General features: G+C 46.4%; 28 protein-coding genes. 2 read left to right on the top strand and 26 right to left on the bottom strand.

Annotation, left to right across the window (positions count from 1 at the left end):
• Nucleotides 1–161: 161 nt before the first annotated feature.
• From RAC86_RS10815 to RAC86_RS10750, 14 genes are all read right to left on the bottom strand, one after another.
• On the bottom strand, nucleotides 162–449 hold the full coding sequence (locus RAC86_RS10815) for a hypothetical protein (RefSeq protein WP_377885604.1): 288 nt from the start codon (nucleotides 447–449) through the stop codon (nucleotides 162–164).
• Nucleotides 449–979 carry a crossover junction endodeoxyribonuclease RuvC gene (locus RAC86_RS10810; RefSeq protein WP_377885603.1) on the bottom strand — a complete coding sequence of 177 codons (531 nt, stop codon included), beginning with the start codon at nucleotides 977–979 and terminating at the stop codon, nucleotides 449–451. Before RAC86_RS10810 ends, RAC86_RS10815 begins: the two co-directional genes overlap by 1 nt.
• Complete coding sequence (locus RAC86_RS10805) at nucleotides 972–1181, bottom strand: hypothetical protein (RefSeq protein WP_377885602.1); 210 nt, start codon at nucleotides 1179–1181, stop codon at nucleotides 972–974. Before RAC86_RS10805 ends, RAC86_RS10810 begins: the two co-directional genes overlap by 8 nt.
• A complete protein-coding gene (locus RAC86_RS10800; RefSeq protein ID WP_377885601.1) occupies nucleotides 1181–1870 on the bottom strand; it encodes a hypothetical protein in 690 nt (229 codons plus the stop codon). The genes RAC86_RS10805 and RAC86_RS10800 overlap by 1 nt, the downstream gene beginning before the upstream one ends.
• Nucleotides 1871–2242: 372 nt before the next feature.
• Nucleotides 2243–3370: a DNA polymerase gene (locus RAC86_RS10795; protein WP_377885600.1), complete on the bottom strand. Its 1128-nt coding sequence runs from the start codon at nucleotides 3368–3370 to the stop codon at nucleotides 2243–2245.
• Nucleotides 3361–4449: a DNA polymerase gene (locus tag RAC86_RS10790; protein WP_377885599.1), complete on the bottom strand. Its 1089-nt coding sequence runs from the start codon at nucleotides 4447–4449 to the stop codon at nucleotides 3361–3363. Before RAC86_RS10790 ends, RAC86_RS10795 begins: the two co-directional genes overlap by 10 nt.
• Nucleotides 4450–5170: 721 nt before the next feature.
• A complete protein-coding gene (locus tag RAC86_RS10785; protein ID WP_377885598.1) occupies nucleotides 5171–5323 on the bottom strand; it encodes a hypothetical protein in 153 nt (50 codons plus the stop codon).
• A gap of 168 nt (nucleotides 5324–5491) precedes the next feature.
• Nucleotides 5492–6757, bottom strand: a complete 1266-nt coding sequence (locus RAC86_RS10780; RefSeq protein WP_377885597.1) for a hypothetical protein — start codon at nucleotides 6755–6757, stop codon at nucleotides 5492–5494.
• Nucleotides 6757–7182, bottom strand: a complete 426-nt coding sequence (locus tag RAC86_RS10775; RefSeq protein ID WP_377885596.1) for a hypothetical protein — start codon at nucleotides 7180–7182, stop codon at nucleotides 6757–6759. The genes RAC86_RS10780 and RAC86_RS10775 overlap by 1 nt, the downstream gene beginning before the upstream one ends.
• 34 nt (nucleotides 7183–7216) lie before the next feature.
• A complete protein-coding gene (locus RAC86_RS10770; protein WP_377885595.1) occupies nucleotides 7217–7990 on the bottom strand; it encodes a hypothetical protein in 774 nt (257 codons plus the stop codon).
• 247 nt (nucleotides 7991–8237) lie between these two features.
• Nucleotides 8238–8810, bottom strand: coding sequence for a hypothetical protein (locus RAC86_RS10765; RefSeq protein ID WP_377885594.1), 573 nt, complete (start codon nucleotides 8808–8810; stop codon nucleotides 8238–8240).
• Nucleotides 8807–8962, bottom strand: a complete 156-nt coding sequence (locus tag RAC86_RS10760; protein WP_169793537.1) for a hypothetical protein — start codon at nucleotides 8960–8962, stop codon at nucleotides 8807–8809. The genes RAC86_RS10765 and RAC86_RS10760 overlap by 4 nt, the downstream gene beginning before the upstream one ends.
• A 143-nt stretch (nucleotides 8963–9105) precedes the next feature.
• Nucleotides 9106–9741 (bottom strand): hypothetical protein, encoded by a 636-nt coding sequence (locus RAC86_RS10755; protein ID WP_377885593.1) that lies wholly within the window; start codon nucleotides 9739–9741, stop codon nucleotides 9106–9108.
• Between the two features lie 270 nt (nucleotides 9742–10011).
• Nucleotides 10012–11241 carry an AimR family lysis-lysogeny pheromone receptor gene (locus RAC86_RS10750; protein WP_377885592.1) on the bottom strand — a complete coding sequence of 410 codons (1230 nt, stop codon included), beginning with the start codon at nucleotides 11239–11241 and terminating at the stop codon, nucleotides 10012–10014.
• A gap of 113 nt (nucleotides 11242–11354) precedes the next feature.
• On the opposite strand from RAC86_RS10750, the gene RAC86_RS10745 reads away from it, so the two are divergent.
• Both RAC86_RS10745 and RAC86_RS10740 read left to right on the top strand, forming a co-directional pair.
• A complete protein-coding gene (locus RAC86_RS10745; protein WP_129110688.1) occupies nucleotides 11355–11564 on the top strand; it encodes a helix-turn-helix domain-containing protein in 210 nt (69 codons plus the stop codon).
• A gap of 31 nt (nucleotides 11565–11595) precedes the next feature.
• Nucleotides 11596–11862 (top strand): helix-turn-helix transcriptional regulator, encoded by a 267-nt coding sequence (locus RAC86_RS10740; protein WP_213384597.1) that lies wholly within the window; start codon nucleotides 11596–11598, stop codon nucleotides 11860–11862.
• Here the strand turns inward: RAC86_RS10740 and RAC86_RS10735 are convergent.
• The 12 genes from RAC86_RS10735 to RAC86_RS10680 form a co-directional block, all read right to left on the bottom strand.
• A complete protein-coding gene (locus RAC86_RS10735) occupies nucleotides 11859–12872 on the bottom strand; it encodes a toprim domain-containing protein (protein WP_377885591.1) in 1014 nt (337 codons plus the stop codon). The genes RAC86_RS10740 and RAC86_RS10735 overlap by 4 nt on opposite strands.
• A gap of 110 nt (nucleotides 12873–12982) precedes the next feature.
• Complete coding sequence (locus RAC86_RS10730) at nucleotides 12983–14377, bottom strand: DnaB-like helicase C-terminal domain-containing protein (RefSeq protein ID WP_377885590.1); 1395 nt, start codon at nucleotides 14375–14377, stop codon at nucleotides 12983–12985.
• Nucleotides 14378–14671: 294 nt separating this feature from the next.
• On the bottom strand, nucleotides 14672–15223 hold the full coding sequence (locus RAC86_RS10725) for a hypothetical protein (protein ID WP_377885589.1): 552 nt from the start codon (nucleotides 15221–15223) through the stop codon (nucleotides 14672–14674).
• Nucleotides 15220–16035, bottom strand: a complete 816-nt coding sequence (locus tag RAC86_RS10720) for a P-loop NTPase family protein (protein ID WP_377885588.1) — start codon at nucleotides 16033–16035, stop codon at nucleotides 15220–15222. The genes RAC86_RS10725 and RAC86_RS10720 overlap by 4 nt, the downstream gene beginning before the upstream one ends.
• A complete protein-coding gene (locus RAC86_RS10715) occupies nucleotides 16032–16424 on the bottom strand; it encodes a hypothetical protein (RefSeq protein WP_377885587.1) in 393 nt (130 codons plus the stop codon). The genes RAC86_RS10720 and RAC86_RS10715 overlap by 4 nt, the downstream gene beginning before the upstream one ends.
• 17 nt (nucleotides 16425–16441) lie before the next feature.
• Nucleotides 16442–16819 carry a hypothetical protein gene (locus RAC86_RS10710; RefSeq protein ID WP_377885586.1) on the bottom strand — a complete coding sequence of 126 codons (378 nt, stop codon included), beginning with the start codon at nucleotides 16817–16819 and terminating at the stop codon, nucleotides 16442–16444.
• Nucleotides 16806–17048, bottom strand: coding sequence for a hypothetical protein (locus tag RAC86_RS10705; RefSeq protein WP_377885584.1), 243 nt, complete (start codon nucleotides 17046–17048; stop codon nucleotides 16806–16808). Before RAC86_RS10705 ends, RAC86_RS10710 begins: the two co-directional genes overlap by 14 nt.
• Entirely contained in the window at nucleotides 17048–17248 is a 201-nt protein-coding gene (locus tag RAC86_RS10700) for a hypothetical protein (RefSeq protein WP_377885583.1), read from the bottom strand. Before RAC86_RS10700 ends, RAC86_RS10705 begins: the two co-directional genes overlap by 1 nt.
• On the bottom strand, nucleotides 17245–17400 hold the full coding sequence (locus RAC86_RS10695; protein ID WP_377885582.1) for a hypothetical protein: 156 nt from the start codon (nucleotides 17398–17400) through the stop codon (nucleotides 17245–17247). The genes RAC86_RS10700 and RAC86_RS10695 overlap by 4 nt, the downstream gene beginning before the upstream one ends.
• Entirely contained in the window at nucleotides 17397–17612 is a 216-nt protein-coding gene (locus tag RAC86_RS10690) for a hypothetical protein (RefSeq protein ID WP_377885580.1), read from the bottom strand. The genes RAC86_RS10695 and RAC86_RS10690 overlap by 4 nt, the downstream gene beginning before the upstream one ends.
• Before the next feature lie 316 nt (nucleotides 17613–17928).
• Nucleotides 17929–18381: a hypothetical protein gene (locus tag RAC86_RS10685; RefSeq protein WP_341117393.1), complete on the bottom strand. Its 453-nt coding sequence runs from the start codon at nucleotides 18379–18381 to the stop codon at nucleotides 17929–17931.
• A complete protein-coding gene (locus RAC86_RS10680) occupies nucleotides 18378–19325 on the bottom strand; it encodes a hypothetical protein (protein ID WP_377885579.1) in 948 nt (315 codons plus the stop codon). The genes RAC86_RS10685 and RAC86_RS10680 overlap by 4 nt, the downstream gene beginning before the upstream one ends.
• Nucleotides 19326–19627 lie beyond the last annotated feature (302 nt).

The following is a 19627-nucleotide window of genomic DNA, read 5'->3' as shown; positions in this document are numbered from 1 at the left end:
TTCTTCTTCCAGTGCCGCTATATTCGCAAGTCGACGATCTCTTTCGATCCGCAATTCGATTAGCTGCCGTTCATGCCGACTGATTGCGTAATCATCTTCGGCAAGTCCTTCGCGATGAATCCGTAACATCTGCTGTAGCTGTGCGTCCGTCGCTGATCCCATCATTCGACCGGTCCCTCCGTTTCGCGCTTGGCGTCTGCCTGAATCCGCTTGCGATTGCGATAAGGCTCGACGATCAGCCAGTTAATGAATTCAATAACCACCGCGCAGATAACGATTAAGAAAGCGCCAACGATGCCGACTTTGATTACCGCGCCAATAACCGGAAAGCTAAGAAGTGCGTACATATTAAACACGGAACTGACGATTAATACTCCGGTCACTGCGCCGAGTAGCGCTGCGCTTAGATACGTAACAGCCATCGTAAATCTCTCTTTAAACATTCGCATCACTCCTTCGGTTTATCTATTACGCCTTCACGAACCATATACGAAAGCCCAATCGCCACCGCATCCGATTCATCATCCGTACGAAACGTAAATTCATCCGGTAACGCAAGCATACGCCGTACGCCCGCCTCTACTTCGTCCTTTGATGCGCTACCATTTCCGGTTATGTCCTTTTTAACCGTTTTCGGCGTGATTTCCACATCCGCCTTATAGCCGTATTTACCAAGCGCCATATCAATGACCGCCCATGCTCCGAATACGGTTTGTGTCGATCGCTTATTGCGCCCGCCCGTGAAATGTTCGCGGACAACTACGTCAAACGGCCCATATTCGTGCAGAACCATCGTTGTTGCGGCTTCGATGTAAGAGTACCGATGGCTGTCTGGCGATTGGCTTGTCGTGCTTACAGACGTTACGTGAACAAGGTTGATACGCGGTCCAGACTTTAGGCGCTTAACTTCGAGGACTGCGAAGCCTGGATTCGTTGATATATCTAGCGCAAGGATGCGGATAGTCTTGGCGCTACTCATCGTAACCAACCACTAAAACATGACTGATTAAATCGCTGTAGGCGCTACTGTTTCCCCCTCTACGGCTAGATTCCGCATAACTGTCTTCTATAACTACACGCAATCCTTGTTCGTTATATTCGTCGATTACGCTTTGTAGTCGCTGATTTAATGCTACATGGTTAACACTTGCTACCAATTCCGCTTTTATAATACTCGCCATCAAACCGCCTCCCCTTTGCGTACTTTTTCGATAAACTCTAGCGCTCCGGCGTACTGCTGCTTAGTAGACGGATACACATTCGATCGCATAACCCGTGAAACTTTATCGCGTACGTCCTCCAGTTCTGCGTCCGTAAGCGATTTCGCACATTCCATCTTATAACTGTTAAATGTCCATCCGTTAAGGTCTATCTCCGGCGGCTTTCCTGCGTTGATAGATGCCTGAATATCTGCGAATCTATCAAGAACGGAATTAATCTCGGACTCTCCGATCTCTAATCCGAAAGCACGGATATCCGGCGACTTTTCGAACTCACCTTCGTCATATTCCCACGCCTTCTTCGAACCATTAACGTAAAGGATTACGTAAAGATCGACGTTATACATAACCGCGTATGAGTAGCATTGTTTTACGTGCTTTTCGTCCGGCTTTTTCAGCGAGTAGTAAGACGTCCGCGCCGCGCTGGTTTGCTTCGACTTGATTTCGAGGCCGACGCGTAAGACTTCTCCGTCCTCCGTTACATAGCGCATGATCCCGTCACATGTTCCGAAAAGGTGAAACGACTGTCCATTATGTGTTATTAAATGATTCTTTTTCGCGAAGTCCTCAAACATCGGCGTTCCGTCTTCGTTACGCTCGAAACTAAACGGACATGGACGTCCGACTAACTTTTCGAAATGTTTTTCCATGAATAAAATATCGCGCTGAATAACGTCACCTATTGCGGTACCGATGCGTTGCCAACGTCCTTGATACGGCGGTTTCTTGAACTTATCTTTCTTTCCGTATTTTGCTTTATGATATAATTCGCGAGCACAGGCGTTAGCAGACGAAGGTGAGAAATACGGAAACTTCGGTTTTACATTCGGAGCGTCTGCGTACCATCGGTGTATCTGCGCATCTAGTGCGTTATCCCACGTTTCAGGCAGCGAATGCCATTCGTTTAAATATTCGATGAGTTCATCCGCAATTTGCTGCGCGTATGTGGTCGGTTCGGGCGGTGCCGGCGCTAATTGGGCGCGCAGTGAATTTGCGGCTGATCGTGCGTTTGCGTTCGTCAATTAATCACGTCCTTTCCAATATTTGCGTACAAGTGCGACTTGATTTTCGTAAACCTCTTCTTTCGAATAATCTTCGCGATTCACAACGCCCGTAAAGTATTCTTCTGGCTTCATTTCGAGCATCCATGCCGGCTCAATTACCGTGTCAGTTACGAGAGGCACCGACAATCTTACCGTATTAGCCATAACGTCCTTAACAAGCGCAACTGTTTCCGGCGTTAATTCGTCTTCTGGTACGCTGATTTTAATTTCATCGTGGATGCTTGCGTTGAACTCCCAGCCACGCTCCATGCAAATTCGCGCCATACGATTTCCGTTCATCTTCAGAATATCGGCGCCTGTACCCTGGATAACTGCGTTAAAGGCTGCGCGCTCCCAATATCCGACTAAGCCACGTTTATCAGCTAGCGCATCTATTTCGGATTGAAGTTTAGTCATGCGGTCCTGATCGCGTTGAGATAACGATTTCTTATTACGTAATTGCTTGCGCTCAGTGTATAACCGAATCAATCTCTGCTCATTTTTATTCGCCGCAGCCGCAACTTCTTTATAGTCTGGAAATCTTCGCTTTCGTCCGTATAGCGTCTCCACATATCCGTCACGTTTCATCCCCTCGCGAATATCCGTAACCATCTGCGTAAACGAAGGAAACTGCTCATCGAAGTTATTGAAAAACATCTCGGCTACTTCGGTACTGACGTTCATTTTTCGCGCAAAAGCCTGCGGTGTCTGTCCGTAAGATTTCGCTAACACCCCGGTCTTCATCATTCCGCGTGGCTGGAAGGTGCCGGTCGGATCGTAGGCCTTATCCGTGCAATATTCCTCTGCAAGTCCGAATACCTTCTGCGCCATCGTCGTGTAAAGATCAACACCGTCTATAAAGATCTGACGCATTGAACCATCGCCGTACTTTTCGTACATGATATGCGCTTGAATCCGGGGCTCAATCTGCCCTAAGTCGGAGCCGATAAACACCCAGCCCTCACGCGGAACAAACGCATTCCTTACGCGCTTACCTGACTTCGATCTCGCCGGTATATTCTGAAGGTTAACGCCGCGTTTCGTATATTCATCGCTCGCAACAAGCGCCTTTACTACGTCTAAGTAATTTTCATCAGTTATAGCCACGTTGCCACCTCCGGTTTTCTTGCGCGATATGAGCTCGATGCGTATCGTCCCGTTGCGGTTCCGCCCGCTTTAAAGTTCGTATGCAAACGTCCGTCAACCTCCATAACGGATTCCACGCCGTGCGATCCGAGTATCGGACGAATATAAGTCGTTAGCAGCTTCGTATACTCCGCAACTGTAGCCAACGGTTCAAGCGAGGGTTCTTCTGCGAAATAGATATCGAGTACATCCGACTTGGTTGACCGTTTCTTGCCGCGTTCGATTTTAGACGTCTGATCTTTAATGCCGAGGTGATCGTAAATTAAGTACGCGATATGATTTCCGTTAGTAATTACGAACTCTTTAATATCCTGCGGCGCGTTGTCTACGGTAGCATCAGCAAGCTCGGCGCGTTGCTTTCGGTATTTTGCGAGCATTTCAAGTTCGTTCTGATACGATTTCGTGTGCGTCTTTCCTGCTGCTTTCATCTCGTTTACTTTCGTTAACTTCTTCGTAATTCGATCGTCTGCTGTTCGTATTCGCTTTTGCTGAGCCGCGATCCATTTCTGAATCTTAGCTGCGTTAATGGTACGGTCCATTTTGCGTACAAACTCGTCGTCAATACCGTAAGTCTCGAACACTCGGCGCGTTGCTTCTTCAACCTTCGGCTCATATTCGGCCTCTAGCGCTCTGAGTTGATCGAGATCAATACAGAATCCGCACCGTTCCATAAAGACGTCAGTCTCCGGTAACTTAGAGTCAATTAACGCGTAGCAATCGAAAAGCCGTCCGTACTTCTGCATCATTTCGAACTGAAACTCGCATAGCCCCCAGCCATACTTAACGTCGTTGATCGCGTATATACCGACTAATTCTGTATTGAACGGAGCCGGCGACCTGTTTCCGAATAAGTCCTCGAAAGTAAACACCGTTCCTGTTACGCCGAAATACTTACCATACTTTTGCGTCAGTGGTTTAAGACCGTATGAAGGCTCATGTTCGTTCATTAAATGCATTGCATCTAACGTATCCCAAACGCAGCCGCGAATTGTATAACCGTCAGTTTGAGCGACATGTAAATCGTACCGAGCCGCGCCCATATGAAACGTCTTGCCGTGCTGAGGAGTCGAAAGATACGGCGAAATTGCAGCGATTACTTTTGAACGCGTAAGCTGTGGATCGGTGTCTTTGTGCGCAGCAGGAACGTCGAAACCGCCGACATGACCGTAAGGCAAGTAGTAGCCTTCTTCCAGTAACGGAAGCCATATCGAAAAGCCGATCGATAAGTCGATGTACGAATCTAAGCCAGTTCCCTCGAAGTCACACGCTACTAGCGAATCTACCTCGATTTTTTCAAACCGCCCAGGCCATTCCGCCCGCTGCCTCCGTACTTCCTCGCGAATACGTTCAACGAATCTTGGGAGATCCGAGTCATCCGTTAAGATATAGTAGTTATCCGGCTTATTCGCAAGCGTTTCTTCGATGCGCTGTCGTCTAATTGCGGCTTCTGTTTCGGCTAGATGCGTTCTACCTATCTCGCAGACTTCCTTTTTCGTTAACTTTCCGGTTCCTGTGCGTACAAAGTTTCCGTCTCTAAACGCCTGGTAGGCTGCGTCAAACTGGCGTCTTTCCTTATCGGTAAACTTCGATTCTGCCAACCTCACGAATGCCTCGTCGAGCGTCTCCGTTTTCTTCGCTTCTACCTTCCGCTTGGCCGTCGCCTGAACAGCGTCCGTTTTCGATGCCGCCGGTTTAAGCGCGTTCAAGTTTAACCGTAAGCCTTCCATCCGTCGTCCTCCTTCCTCGCGAAGTAATTGCGGGTTACTTTTCGTTATTGCCTTCGTAAATTAAGTAAAATCCGTTCAATAGAAGAAGCATCACATTCGCCGCAACTAACGGCCAATTTCCGTTGATTACCCAAAAGACGAGACATATCGTGAATATTACATTCGTCGCGTAGCATAGCGTCCTCATAAATCGACCGCCTCCGTCCATCTTTGTTTATATTCATCGGCATTGTCCGCATACCACTCCGACCAACACGTCGCGTCGCACGCATATACCTCGAAGAGCGAATCGTAAATGGCGGATCGCCCTTCGTAGAGGTTAGCGTTGCAATTGGCGCAGACGGCGGCGACGGCTTTAACGGTCAAAGCGCGCCTCGACTGGCGTGATGAGTTCGATTCTTGACAGGCCCAGCCAGCTAGGTCCCGTAAGATTTCTTGCGGCTACTTTCGCACAACTTCCTTCAATTTCAGAGATAGGTCCGATATCACCTTTATGCAACATCGAACTTCCGGAATCAATTACGCGAACGATATCGCCTTCCTTAAACTCGCCAACCTCGCGTCCGATTTCCGCCCATTTCTTGTGCTCGGCGGCTTCCTCTTCGGATAACATTTCGAGCTGATCCGGCGTTGCATAACCGAACCCTTCGGTACCGTCAGCGATTCGAATACGCTTACCAAGTGAGTGATTGAAGTCATTATACATAACCGTATAAACCCCACCGTCACTAAACCCACTCAAAGGAAACTTTTCACCGCCCGACTTCAACCGTACCTTATCGCCTTTTTTAAATTTAGCGCGTGCTACTTCGTCTTTCGCTTCGGCAACTTCTTCGTCAGTGGCGCGGACGAGTTGGCGTTTTGGAACGTATTGAGTCACTCCGCCTGTGATTTTACGAGCGCATTCGTTAATTGGTCCCGTGAACGGATCTTCAACGATTTCAACGATATCTCCGTCGCGGAAGCTGTGATAATCGGTTGCGTCGACCACCTTCGCATAATCACCGACCTTCAGGCGCTCAGGCTTCGGCTCGGCCTCTACGCTTGCCGCGCTGACTTTGCGATAGACTTCGAACTTGTCAGTGTAGGTGTCGTATTCATCGCAATCATCGTCAATAATTACGGGGTCTCCGTCATCAAATTCTTTAATTTCGTAATATTCCTTATCGGTTAGATAGCTCGGCGGATCGTCGAACTTAACGAAATCGCCCACCTGCGCTTCGCTTTTGGCGATACGCTCATATTCCGCTTCACCCCTCAACGCAGCCACGTCGGATTTTAACGATTCGATCTCGCCTTCCGCCTTTGCTACGCGTTCTTCTACGGACGGATTGGTTGCGGCGGCGACTTTGCGGAAAGCGATTCCCTTTCCATCCCTCTGAGTAGCTGTAGCGTTACCTAAATATCTCGTTGGAATTATGATATCGTCATCCCGATACTTTTCGGTTAGGTAAAACTCGCCGGCCTCTCCGCTAATAATTTTATGTCCTTCCGTTAATAAGAATAGATCGCCTTCCTGAACGGGACTATCCGTCTTCACATATTCCGCACCGCCATACGCAACCTTCGTAATTTCACCGTTCACCATATCGAGTGTCTTAACGCCTTCTAATTTCGCCATCATACCGCCTCCGCTCCGTTAATAATATCTTCGCGACTGAACGCCAAGTCCATCCGTACCCATCGCTTGCCTTCCTTCGACTGCGGCCCCCAATATTCGGTCAGCTCTCGATTCTCGAACATCCAAACGGCGGGCGCCGGACCTGTGCCGACCTCGACACCGATAAAGTAATCGACCTCATCTAGCGTATAAGGCGTGCCGTCGTTCTTTCGCGCCTGGACGATCCGCTTGCCGCCGCGCTTTTCACGTACGATAATCGTCTTCACCTGGAACGTTTTCCACTCGCCGCTTAACGGATCTTTCGCGCTAATATCAAACGCCTCTTCCGTTTCGGACGTACTGACCGCCTGCCAGCCGCTAGCCAGCAGCGCAGCACGAGCGATCAGTTCCGAATACTTGCCGGTATCTTCTGTTTTATGCGCCATATGAGCGCCTCCTTTTCGTTTGGTTGATTCGCGATTAAAATCCGAATGAATCATCGGCAGGTGCTTCGTTAGATTCTGCCGCGTTTCCGCCGAGAGACTTTCCGATTAAACTAATATCGAATCCAGCCGCAACCAGGTTCTCTAACTGCGTTTTCTCATCCGCTTCAAACAGCAGTCCGTCAAAGAGATTCATATCGAATTGCTTATCCGCATACTTCGCGAAGTTCTCGCGCTCCTTGTCTGTTAGGTCGTCGTCCATGTCAATTACAGGCGTTAAGCTAACGGTAGTAGACGTTCCCGATCCGGTCTTTTCGAGTTCGAACGCGACCTTTCCGAGTTTCTTTTCGTACTTTAAGATAACCGCGTAAACTGTTTGCGCTTGCTTCTTCGAGAGGTCGATAATGATCGGCTCACCCGTCGCCAGATCGATAAATCCGAGCGCATAACGTTCTTTTACGCGATATTTGCTCGCTTCTTCTTTATATTTTTCTTCCGCCTGACTATCGCCTTTGTTTGCGGCTTCTTTCTTCAGGTCTTGATAATACTTCCACGCGAGATCCCAAGGCGTGTAGTTGCCTTCCGGGAACCCTTTTTCGTTAATATCGCTAGGATTCTGCGCAACGAACGAGTTAACTTTTTTATAGATACCGTAGCTGTAGAATCGGATAAGATCCTCGGTACCAAGAACGCGAACCTTAAAGGAAGTTCCGGATTTAAAGCTAGTGAATTCCGTCGAATTGCTGTTTCCACCTTCGTTTGTTGAATTTAAAGCATTTAATGCCGCTGCACCTTTTTCGAATTTACTCATTCGTTTTCCCCCTACGTTTTAATATTGAGCGTTAAGCCCTCGCAAAATGCCGGTATCTGCGCCCGAAACGCCGCCAGCGCTTGGCAGTAGCGACGCGACCCGAATTACTTAACGGCCACCCCGACATTCTCCGAGGGCCTGGCGCCCTTACTGCGTGTTCTTCGCGTCATTTTTGTACGTTTCCCACGCCATGCCGCCGATAATGACCGCGCTAATAATCACGACTATTGGAACGATCCATACTGCGTCAGACATAAGCCGCCACTCCCTTTTCAATCGACTTGATTTCGTATTTAATCGCGTTAACTTTTTCGTTAATATCTGCGTATTCTTTCTTCGCAATGTCTATTTTCGCGTCGATAACAGCGATAATCTTATGCGCTCTTGCTCTAGCGCGATTCAGTTCGAGTTGGGCGAGTTCGAGATTCTTTTCGGCAAGTTGAATCGTAAGAGTTCGTAATTCCCGATTACGGCGAACGATCAAAGCGTCAGACTTGCGTTTAAGTACCGCCTTGAGTTCGTCAGGGAGATCGGTAATTGACGGAGTGCTTGCGGTCGGGTTATCTTCGACTGGCGCCAAAGGATCGGCCATTTTGTAAACCGTCTTAATTAAGTCCTCTTCAATTACGATAAGTCTAACGCGAGCTCTTACATTGTCGAAAACCTTGCTGCGGATACCGTCATATCGAGATGTCTTTTCGCCGACGTAATAAGCCGTTTGCATTAACTGCCGCAGATGATTCGCTGCATGTCGTTTTTCAATCCCAAGACGCTCAGTAGCACGTTCAACCGCATGAGGATCGACTCGGTATTGTTTCATCCGACGCGCACCGCCTTAATGGCCGGATAGTAATCGGCCGGATCCTCGTCGTGCGGCCATGCGCCTTGGTAAATAAATTCGGTAAGTTTGCGCTCATCTAGCGCGATTAACGTTTGGATTTCGTTAGGATTGGGTAAATTTGAAGTAGTCATAGTACGTTAGCCTCCGTTTAAATTGAGATTATCGTACTAGGTCGCGGGGATGCGTTCGTATATTGTTCGCTTGAATCTGTTGCCAACAGATTGTATTATAGAGGAGTAACGAACGTCCTCGGACCTAGTTACGTATTGCGTTTTTATACAGCTAGAAAAGCGTTAAGTTCGCCGTATTGAGAAGCGTCGTAGTTTTTCGATAACTTACGAATTTCTCTTGTTACGGTGTAATGGTGAACACCTAGCTTACGTCCAATTTGCCGGGCGCTAGGTTGTTCTGACGAAAGATGCTCTTTAACGATTGCCGTCGTTAAAGCATCCGAGTTCTTAGTCAGGGCCTTGATAAGTTGCCGCTTATCTTGGTCCGTTTTTATTTCTCCGGTGATTTTAGATATAACGCGCTCCTCAATTTCGACTACCTCGCTGGATTCGAATGTTGCCGCATTCTCTTCCGCTGTGTGATCGAGTGGAATACGTCTCTTCGCATAGGTTCCGTTCCTCTCACGAGTTGTATCGATGGCTTCACGCGAAAGATGAAGTTTAAAGTGCTTTTCTACCTCCCGCGTTTTACTCTTATCGAAGTTCTCAACAATCCACCAAATTTTTTCGTTTAAGGCGCTGATTATCTCGTCAAAAAGTATCGGACAATTCCTTCCATACCTTTTCGCGAGATTTTTCACCAACATTTGAAATGTTTCAAATATCTGATTAAATGAATTCGGATTAGCGTTGGTCTGAAAATCATCGATTAATAATATTAAGTTTTCGTTGTTCAGCAAGTATCATTTCCCCTTTCAATATTAACTGCGTATCGATTAGATATTTGGCACAGCTTTTTTAAAAGATTTTATAAGTTTTTCTTCCATGTCCATATATTAGCATGATTAGTCTTTGAATTTTCTGAAAGTGAACAAGGTTTAAATTCTCTATAATTGTTCACACGTGTATACATTTATATATGAAAAAAGCCGCCTTTCGGCGACTCTTAATGTTAACCTCCTATAATGTTTATTGCCAATTCCTCTGACTTTGTTTCAGCAGCTAAATGATTAAGCGCTGACCCTCCTGCTACAAGAATTCCTAACACTGAAACAACTAATAAAATCTTTTTCAAATAAAACCTCTCCTTTTGAATTGTTTTTTCTCAAATTCGCAAGAGATTTAATGAAATCAGAATTCTCTCCGGCCTCCATCAAATCCCTTACAATTATAACTGCGTAGTAAAGGTTTGAATTGGCAACGAAATCATGAAACTTTTTGTACAAATTCTCAACTTTTTTTTCTTTTTTGCTTCTCAGGTAATCAAGAAGATCTAAATCTCCAACCTTTTTTACCTTCTCTTCAGCCTCATCATAAGGTATTTTACCCTCTCTGTAATCATGCACAGCAACAATTGACTCGTCAGCGTCTTCACTTAATTCCTGAGAAAGCAATAATTTTGCCATGTCTAAGTTGTATTTGGCTACAGTTAAAATTAATTCTGATCCAGTTTCTGCCGCTTTCTTGTAGCTCTTCTCTAAGTAATAGATACACTCTTGGTGATTATTCATGAGGTAAGACATTCCTAAAACATAATACGCGTCCGACTCCGCTCTTTTATTTATGTTGGCCTCTAATATAATACTAGCATACCGCCTAGCATCTTCCAAATTGTTCAAAAACAAATTTGTTAGTGAAAGAACTTCAGACAAACGGAAAAGGAAGCACTCTTTTAAGAATAGTCGGGTTTTATCACTTAGGTTCTTTATTTCCTGCTCTACGCAAGCAGCTTTATCAATTAAGTAAGAAAATTGACGCTTATGCAGTAGACCGATGCACTTGTAAATATCAATTAGTATTTTTAGGGAAGAATCATTGATGGACTTTAAATCTAAGAGGGCTTGTTCCATTTTATTGAATTTTGTTTGACCTGTCATGTACTTATAAATAAATGAATAAACTCGTACATATTGACCTATAACACCTTTTTCATACTCGTGCTTGTCCAGTAAGCTCTTTAGTAATTGTACATCACGGATTACTGCTGCGTACTCAAATGCGTTCTTTATGCAATCGTCAGTCTGCAGTCTAAGGCACCAGTCTTTCATTCTAATTCTGTAATTTTTCGAATCAACGAGTAGGGCGAGTTTCAAAATATTCCTAAAAGTAAGATATCTCTGTCCGCTTTTTAAATAATACAACTGTCTTGTAGATATCCCCAAAAAATCAGCAACTGTTCTGTCATCCAAGTCATCTCTATCCTCAATTTTGTTAAACAAGAATTCTCTTACATCTTCCATGTAATTCACCCCGAATTTAATTAATGAATGACTTTTATTCCCCGATTAAGTATAATTGAAGTATAATAAAAATGTTCAGACGTGTAAACATTTTTCTAGGAGGATTTTTAAAAATGGTCGATTTTTCACCCTTATTCAAGACTTTAGAAGAGAAAGAAATGAAATTAAGTGAATTAAGGAAAGTCATTAGTCCTGCAACGCAGGCAAGTATAAAAGAAAACCATAGACAATCTAATCTAAAGATGTACGTCGGTACAATTGAGAAAATATGCCTATTCTTAGATGTACCGGTTGAGAAAGTCATTAAGATTGTCAAGGAATAAATATTGGTAAATGTTCTTTCTATAAGTTAAAATGTTACGGACACCTTTACGAATGGAGGTGTTTATTACGTTTAAGGTCGGCAAATGCCGGATACCCGAATTATGCAAAGATATCGGAATTGAACACGCACAACTCGCAGCCAAGGTCGGACTAGATAAATCGCGTATTTCCGATTACGCCAGTCTTCGCAATATACCGAGTATCGAGCTCGCCTATAATATCGCTCGTGCACTCGGCTGTAGACTCGAAGACTTATACGAATGGGTAGAGGTATCCGGCGACGAAACGGAGGGCTAGATCCTCCGGCCGACCTGAAGTTCGGAAATTCCCGAACCGACACGTAATACAGTACGTACACCCTCCGCACGATCATAAACGTTTCTCAACGCCTCTGCACCGCGCTTTACCAATAGTTCATTAGCGTCTTTCACCTCCGTTATATAACCGTGCGCAAGCCGCACCTTTCCGTTTAAATAACGCTCAATCGCCTCACGTAATTTATCGCCAGCTTTGTCGTTATCTGTAACTACCGTTAAATATTCGATAGGTGACTGCGTAATTATGTCCGCCTTTTTCAAATTAAATGCGCTGCCGCCGGTTCCGATCGCCGGTATTCCCACCGAACGCCACGCCATAGCATCGATTTCCGCCTCGCAGATCACCGCGTGCCTTAGCCGCTGCGCATAAACGAGGTCCATCCCGTAAACTAACTCGCGAATAGGCCAGCCGCTCGACGCGTACCAGAACGCTTTGCCCCACACCGACCGGTATTTGACGTTAGCTAACCGACCATTCGGCAACCGCCACGGAATCGCGACCGCATTGCCTACGAGCCCCACGCCGGCCTCACGTTGCACCCAAGCCGCTATGTCCCGACCGTTTAGGTAAGCGTTTGTTCCGAGGCGCGCGTCCGCCAGCAGAGATTCCGGCAAAGGTTCCGGTTTAGAGGCGGCTTTAAGTTTCGGAAGGCGAAGCGTTAGGCGCCCGTCTTTAGCCGTCAGTGCATACGTTTCCAATAAGTAATCGACGGTTTCGTCTTCAGTTTCAGCGCGCAGGAAAGCGAGCAATTTAACGAACCCGCCGCGCGCAAACTCAGCATCATAAGCGCCTGAATCGCCCCAGTAGCCGGCTTTTGCCGATGCTGTGTCTTCGAGATAAACGTAGAAGCTCGGCGTTCGATCGTAACGGAACGGACTGGCAGCGAGCAATCGGTCTTCCGTCCATGTAGGCCGCGTCCATTCGAATTGTTCGAGTTCATATCGGATATCTACGTCGACGTGGCGTCCGTTTAGTATTAAAGTCGGCATGCGAACACCTCCTAAAGATGTATTTGTAAAACATATTACACGAATGTTACATTTTATACAGTCGGTTTTTGTCGAAACTATTCAGAATTTTATATGAAATTCTTTCCAACTTAGAAATCGAACTGTGCTGCCGCTGCTTCTCCGGCTTCTGGCTGCTTCACAACGCCTATTTGCGGCAAGTAGATAATCTCCGCGGACTCTCCTTCGCCACCGTCGCGCCCTTTATTTAGGCCGATCATGCCGCGCCCTTCCTTTGCGTTCGTATCAACCGCGATTAATAGCGCAGCATCTTCGAGCAAGGCTTTCGTTTTCTTAACGTCCTTACGCTGCGGTAGTTTAAGTTCTCGCTCGCCATCTTCGCCCGCCTTTTCGTCTTCCTCGTCCGCCTGAGTAAGCGCAAATATAGTCGCCTTAGTATGACCCGCTAAACGGCGTAGCTTTTGCGAAGTATTGGCCGCATCTCCGCCCGCCGTCTTAGACGTATTAGCTTCGTAGTCTAAATAATAAAAGGGGTCTACGAGCACAACGTCGGCCTTCGTTTCGATAATGTCCGATTTCAGATCGCGCAATGTACGAGAACCAAAGTCTTCGTCATCTACACCACGCACCGTAATGTTTCCCGGCAGTATATCGTTAAGCTGTCCGAGGAATTCCATAAAGCCCGCTTCGAATTCTTCGTTTAGGTTTCCTTGGCGTACATCGCGCGAATTGAATCCGGCTTCCATATTGACGCCGTTAAGAGTCGCAGTCGTAACGCCCAGGCTTCCGGAAATTGAAACGTATAGCCGCACCAGGACCTCGTACCATCCCATTTCCATCGACCAAATAAGAACGTTCGCACCCTGCATCGCACAGTTAACAACTTCCTCTAGTGCAATGGCCGATTTACCGCGCCCCGACTTTCCGTAAATAACGTATACGTTAGACGAAACATAGCCGCCCATAGCCCGATTAATAAAGTCGAACTTGCTACGCCAGATCCGGAAAGACTCGCCAGCCTTGCGGTTTTCGTATTCGGCTTTGAATTTATCGATGTCGCGCTTGATGTCCGTCCCAACCGAATTTCGAACGTTTGTTCTCATTTTAAGACTTTCGGCCTGCTCCGTCAACCACTCGAAGAAACTTCCCATATCACCGCTTTTTTGCGCTTCAATAAATCGTTTTTCTAGTTGCGGTTCCTGCACTTGGCGTCCAGTTTCCGGATCGATCCGCCCGCTAACAAGCTCGATAAATTGGCGCTCAGCCGCCTGTTCCTTAAGGTTTTTCGCGAGGTAATCCCAGCTGGCTTCGATATTAAAGTCCGGCTGGAAGTCCGGCACTTCATTCGTAACCATTTCGGCGGTCGGCGCCTGGCCTCGGTGCTGCTCGGCGTATTGCATGACATACCGGAAGGCTTTGCGTTCGCCTTGCGTTGGTAGGTCGTTTTCGGCGATGTTGAATCGCAATAGAGCATTAGGGTCGTTCGCTTCGATAGCTTTCGAAATTAGTAAAGTCCCGTAGTTCATAAGAGATCACCCTCGCTTGCGTATTTTCGATAACATCCTTCGCAGTAAACGTATTTTGGAACTTCGCTTCTCAGAAACCTCTCTTTACTTCCGCAGTAAGGGCATTCGACGACCTCAGTTTCGCGCAAATATAACCCAAGTTTTTTTCCACTTATTCACGTCAATCATTCGTCTACCTCCTACTCAATTAGTTATCCACCAGTAGAACATTAAAATAACTAGCATTACAAACATTATCTCTGCCACTACTTCTGTTCGCCTTTCGTAGAAATTAAGAACCCGGCTATACTTGCGCTAACAAAAAATATAATTCCTATAATTAATTCCCACATCTACTCGTCCGCCTCCCGCCTCATTTTTCGTCATCACACCGTCAGCCTTCGTTTTATATTCCTCATCCCCAAACGTTGCGTACAGGCGCATGTAATCGTTATATTCGTCCAGCATTCCGTCAGTCTCCCGTTTGCGTTTCGCCACTTCTTGCGCACTTGCCGCCCGCGCCGTCTTCGGCGTTTCCTTCGGTTCTTTCGCCATCCCAACCGCCTCCTCTTTCGCGAAGTTTATTTCCGTAAAATGAAACGCCTTGCTCGTGGGCTCCGGATAATTCGTCATGTCATACGTCATCAAGAAATCTTCCGACGCCGACTTCCGACAGACCAAACGCAGGTCATCGCTATCGGCTTCCAGCCATTCGCCGTTAATCGCGTCGGTAAGGTCATACTCGACGTAATCAAAGGCGCCGTATTCTTCGTGCTGTGTTACTTCGCGCCAGCAATCAACGTAGAAAATCCGATCTTTGTATCCGTCTACTGCGACAATATCTCCGATAGCGAATTTCGGCTTCATCTACGCGTCCCCCTTTTCGATTCACCTACGAATTCAATCTCGCGGCACAGATCGCCAATACGGTCGGCCAGCCGCTTTTCACCGAACACGGTCGCCAGCGATCCAAGCGCAACGTTACTCGTGTAGATTGTCGGTAGTTGATTCGTTACTCTCGCGTTGATTACAGCGTGCAAATCGCCTCGGAATCCGTCCGTTGCATCCCGCACCCCTATATCGTCTAGCACCGCAAATGGCGCCGCCTTAGCCGCTTCTAACGCACGATAATAACGGGCCGCCGCTGGCTCTGCGACTGAATCCGGAACGCGCGGACGGTTGAATTCGTTATAGTCGTTCTGCCACGCGTTTACGTCGAGGAAATACGCTGGTCGCTGTAACGGTTCTAATCCCCGCCGCAACGAACCGCTATAATGAACGCGCAGCCATTCGTTAAGAAGCGCCGCGGCTGTCGTTGTTTTACCGGTACCTGGCGATTCACTTACGAGGTAAAGATCTTTGATGCGCTCGGCTGGTGATATTATTCCGTTCTCTTGATCGAATTGCCGCTCGAAAGACTTAGCGTACGCTTCCGCCATAGTCGTTACGCTTTCTTTTACGACGGACGGCTTTCGTTTCTTTATATAAGTCGCCCCGCGCGCCGGCGAATTCTGTAGCGTCACAAGCCGGTACTCACGCGGTAGCCCTGCCGCCGCCGACCTTCCTCCGTTGCCGCTTACGCCGTGCATCTGAATGAAAGCCGTACAGTGTTTCGTACAAGCCGCTGTACCTGCCCCCATGCATCCGTTAGCAAGTACGCAATTATTTTCGTTAGTCAAAGGCGTTCGCTCCCTTCGTATTTGATGACAACTACGTACTCATGGTGACGTAGTGACCAAAGAACACCCAAAGATTCATGCGGTAACTTACGAAGGTACACTAAATTGCCACACGGACTACTATCTATAACAATAAATTCGTCCCCATTCTTATAAAGACGCTGTTCTGCATTCGTAACTAAAACACGCTCACCAACCGCCGCCTTCCGCTTTTCTGTAACGATGACTTCGACGTCTTCTCTGAGTACAGAATGATGTCCTCCGCACTTTGTTAGTATAGCAACGGAGTTTTCGCGAACAACTTCGAATATCTGTCCGATCTTATCCGCATACCAAACGCCATCTACAGACGCCGTCTTGATCCGTACATACTTTTTCGTTTCAGCCATTCCGAACCCCTCCTCGTTTAAAACCACGTATTATCTACGCCTTCACTGCGCTCGGCTCTTTGCTGTTCGGACTTTAATTCGTTAACAGCTCGCTGCAAATTCCGTCCCATCCACTTTCGCATCCAACCGAAGCTGACGCCCGGCCATTCAAGCGACGGTTTGTATTCCGCGAAACAAAGATCGATAAAACGTTTCGTAACTTCCGGACCGTACTCGCCTGGCTTGCGTTTTGTACCGACCCATCGTCCGATAAGACCCGCTTCCGCCTTCCACGGATCGCGAACAGGCATCGGAACATAAGGGACGCCGTAAAGCCGTTCGTGCTCCGCTTTGAGATACGCCTGGAAATCTCGCGTATTCCACTTGGCGACCGGCTTTGATTCATACGTTGTCATACTTACCGCCAACCTTTCGTTTTATTTTCGTAAGATTTCCGCCCTTTACCTCAAATTTATACCGTCCGTGTCCGTGAACCTTAACGAAGTAATATCCGCTGTTTAAGAAGCGCCAGGACCTCGAATCTACACGTCCGTTTATTCTTACGCCGCCCTTTGCGATTAACTCGGACGCTTCTTTATATGACGTTCCGATCAACCGGACTACGGCGCGATCCAACCGGAGCATTAAGCGTTCACTCCATCGATTTTGATTCCGAGGAAGTTAAGCGTTGTTTTAATAACACGCTGATATTCTTCGAAACGAAAGTGAGTTTCGGAGTGAAAAGTTCCGAATCCTGTATTAAAACTCTCGTAGAAATCCCGCACCTTTTCCTCCGGTGTCTTTTCGACTTCGTATCCGTTGACCAATGCGGCTGCTAGCGTCATGATATCCATGCTTGCGATCGGCTGAATTCCGGAGAAGTACTATAATCTGCGCTAGTGTATGCGTATAAAAAATCCTCGTCACCCCAGGCTGCTTTACCATTTCGTAAGGAATCAATAGCCTCCGCCTGTTCCTTCATAATTGTCGGCTTCATTTTAGCGCCTCCTTTGCGATTCTATTGATTTCCCTAAGAACGATATCTCCCGTAGAAATACTCGATACTGTCGCGATTGTGCTAAGCGCAGGCACACAGCGCCGGAGCTCACTATTCCGTAGTTCAAGACGCGCGTTCTTCGCCTTCAGCCGCTCATTCTCGCCAATCAAATCCGCCACAGCACAGCGCAATCGTTTAACTTCTTCGGTCATGTTTTCGCCGCCTCTCCGCCGTTTTATCGTCTACCCTACCGAATACCCTCGACCGTCAGTAACGCCGCTAATTCGTCGCGATACGCACGTTTATTCGTGAGTATTTTCGTTATTAATAAGACCTAGCAATCGTTCGCTTTCGATCACTCTTGCAGATATTCTTTAGCGCGATAAGATTCTATTAATTAATAAATATCTGCGCGAAAGGTTTTTAATTGAGCGCTATTATTTATTCTTTTTAAAGATTTCTTTTTAAAGATATTCTTTTTCAGTTACAGGATAGAAGGTTTATATATACAGAGCTGTAAAGTTATATCTACGCTTCTGTAAGTTTAGCTCGGAACTCTTTACCGAAAAGGGATTCGGCTCCTTCCGTTTCTTCTGCGATCTTTTTCAACGCTTCCGCAATTTTCGGCTCAGCCCACCGGAATTTCTCCCGATCTAACGGGTCATTGACGATGTAAACGATTTTGTCACGCCCACGACCGCTCGGCTTCGTCTCTATTTCGACTAGCCCCGCCTCTTTTAGTATCGTGTCGAGTATCTTAAGCGTCGAATACGAAAGGTTAAATTTTTCAGCAACGCCTTTCCGGCCGCGCCACGATTTTCCATACTCGGAATCTTCGCGATTGTGTCTATAGCGTAGCAGAAACGTATAGTACAGCGTTGCCTTATCGCCTATATAACCGTGGTACAAATCGAATAGTTCGTGGTAAACCATCGAAAAGTTTTCGCGTGTGTTGCCGCTTCGTATGAATACGTTTGTCATACCACATCGACTCCTATCTTCATTTTTATTTCCTCGGATTTTAGTTCCGCTAAAAACGAGTTTAATCGAGAAACCAGTTCGATGTTTCCGTTTTTCAAAAGCGCCGGGGTAAACTCGCTGATGTGTGTAAGAGTAACGTTAGGATGTTCGAAATTCCCTTCGGATTTTTTAGCGTAAATAATCGTAAGATGATCCGTATAGCGCAAATATTTATCGAAAGTTTTGCAAGCACGATTAAACGCAGTATTATCGCTTAACTTAGCATCGATCCATTTAGTTCCGTCAATAACGAAATCCGGGATGCAATCTTCAATACGTTTTTGCTCATCGACGGATCCCGGATATAGCGCGGAAAGAACTTCACCAACAAGCGACTCAAATTCGCGCCCCTTAGTTATATAAAAAGCTGCGTAGGACTCGTTAACCAGTTCGTACGATAATCCCCACTCTTCGCACATTTTCCTTACGCTATGATCGTAATATTTTCGTAAGTAAGTTTCGATGCTCCACAGTTTATTTTCGTAAATATACTCGCGTTTCAGACCATACGGAAACGTATCTCTAACATAAGCATCCAGCGCTTCTTTTTCGATGTTTTCAAGAACTTCTTTTCTGTATTCACGAAACTTCGTATCCGAAATGTTGTACAACTCTTTAACTTCCTCGGAAATAAATTTGTTCTCAGAGACTTTATACTCGTCGTCGATGTAGAAACATCTTTCAATTTCCAGATGAGAAGGTTCTGCGACTTGCTCGTAGAGACCGTATGCAATTAGAGCGTTTTGCAAGCTACCGAAACACCGTTGTAGGTGTTTCATTACTGCGTGATAACTGTATTTTGAGGATTTCAATAGCTCCTTTCTTAAATTAGTCACATCTATACCATCATCTATTAAGTTGTCTATAAGTAGTAACGCGCTTTCTTGCTTCTGTGTGATATCCATCTTTTTCACCTCTCACCTATAACTGCGTATGCACTTCCAGAATGGCACATCTTTTCTCGAAATTTATTCCCTCACTTATAGATGCGTATAAACTTCGAAAAATGGACAAAAAAATAACCGCCCAATATATGGACGGCAAAATTATTTGCGCTATAGCCTGTTTAGTAATACACTTATTTTGTAAGAACTAGTCAAATTCATCGCTATTATGACGAAAAATTCATCGGAACTGCAATGAATTAATTATCGGAATCGACGACAATTAATCGATCAATTCAGCGCGATAAACGCCGTAAATTCAG

It is taken from the genome of Bacillus sp. LR_5 (assembly GCF_042709275.1).
The sequence above is the reverse complement of the archived record's forward strand: the minus strand, read 5'-3'. Positions and strand labels throughout refer to the sequence as shown.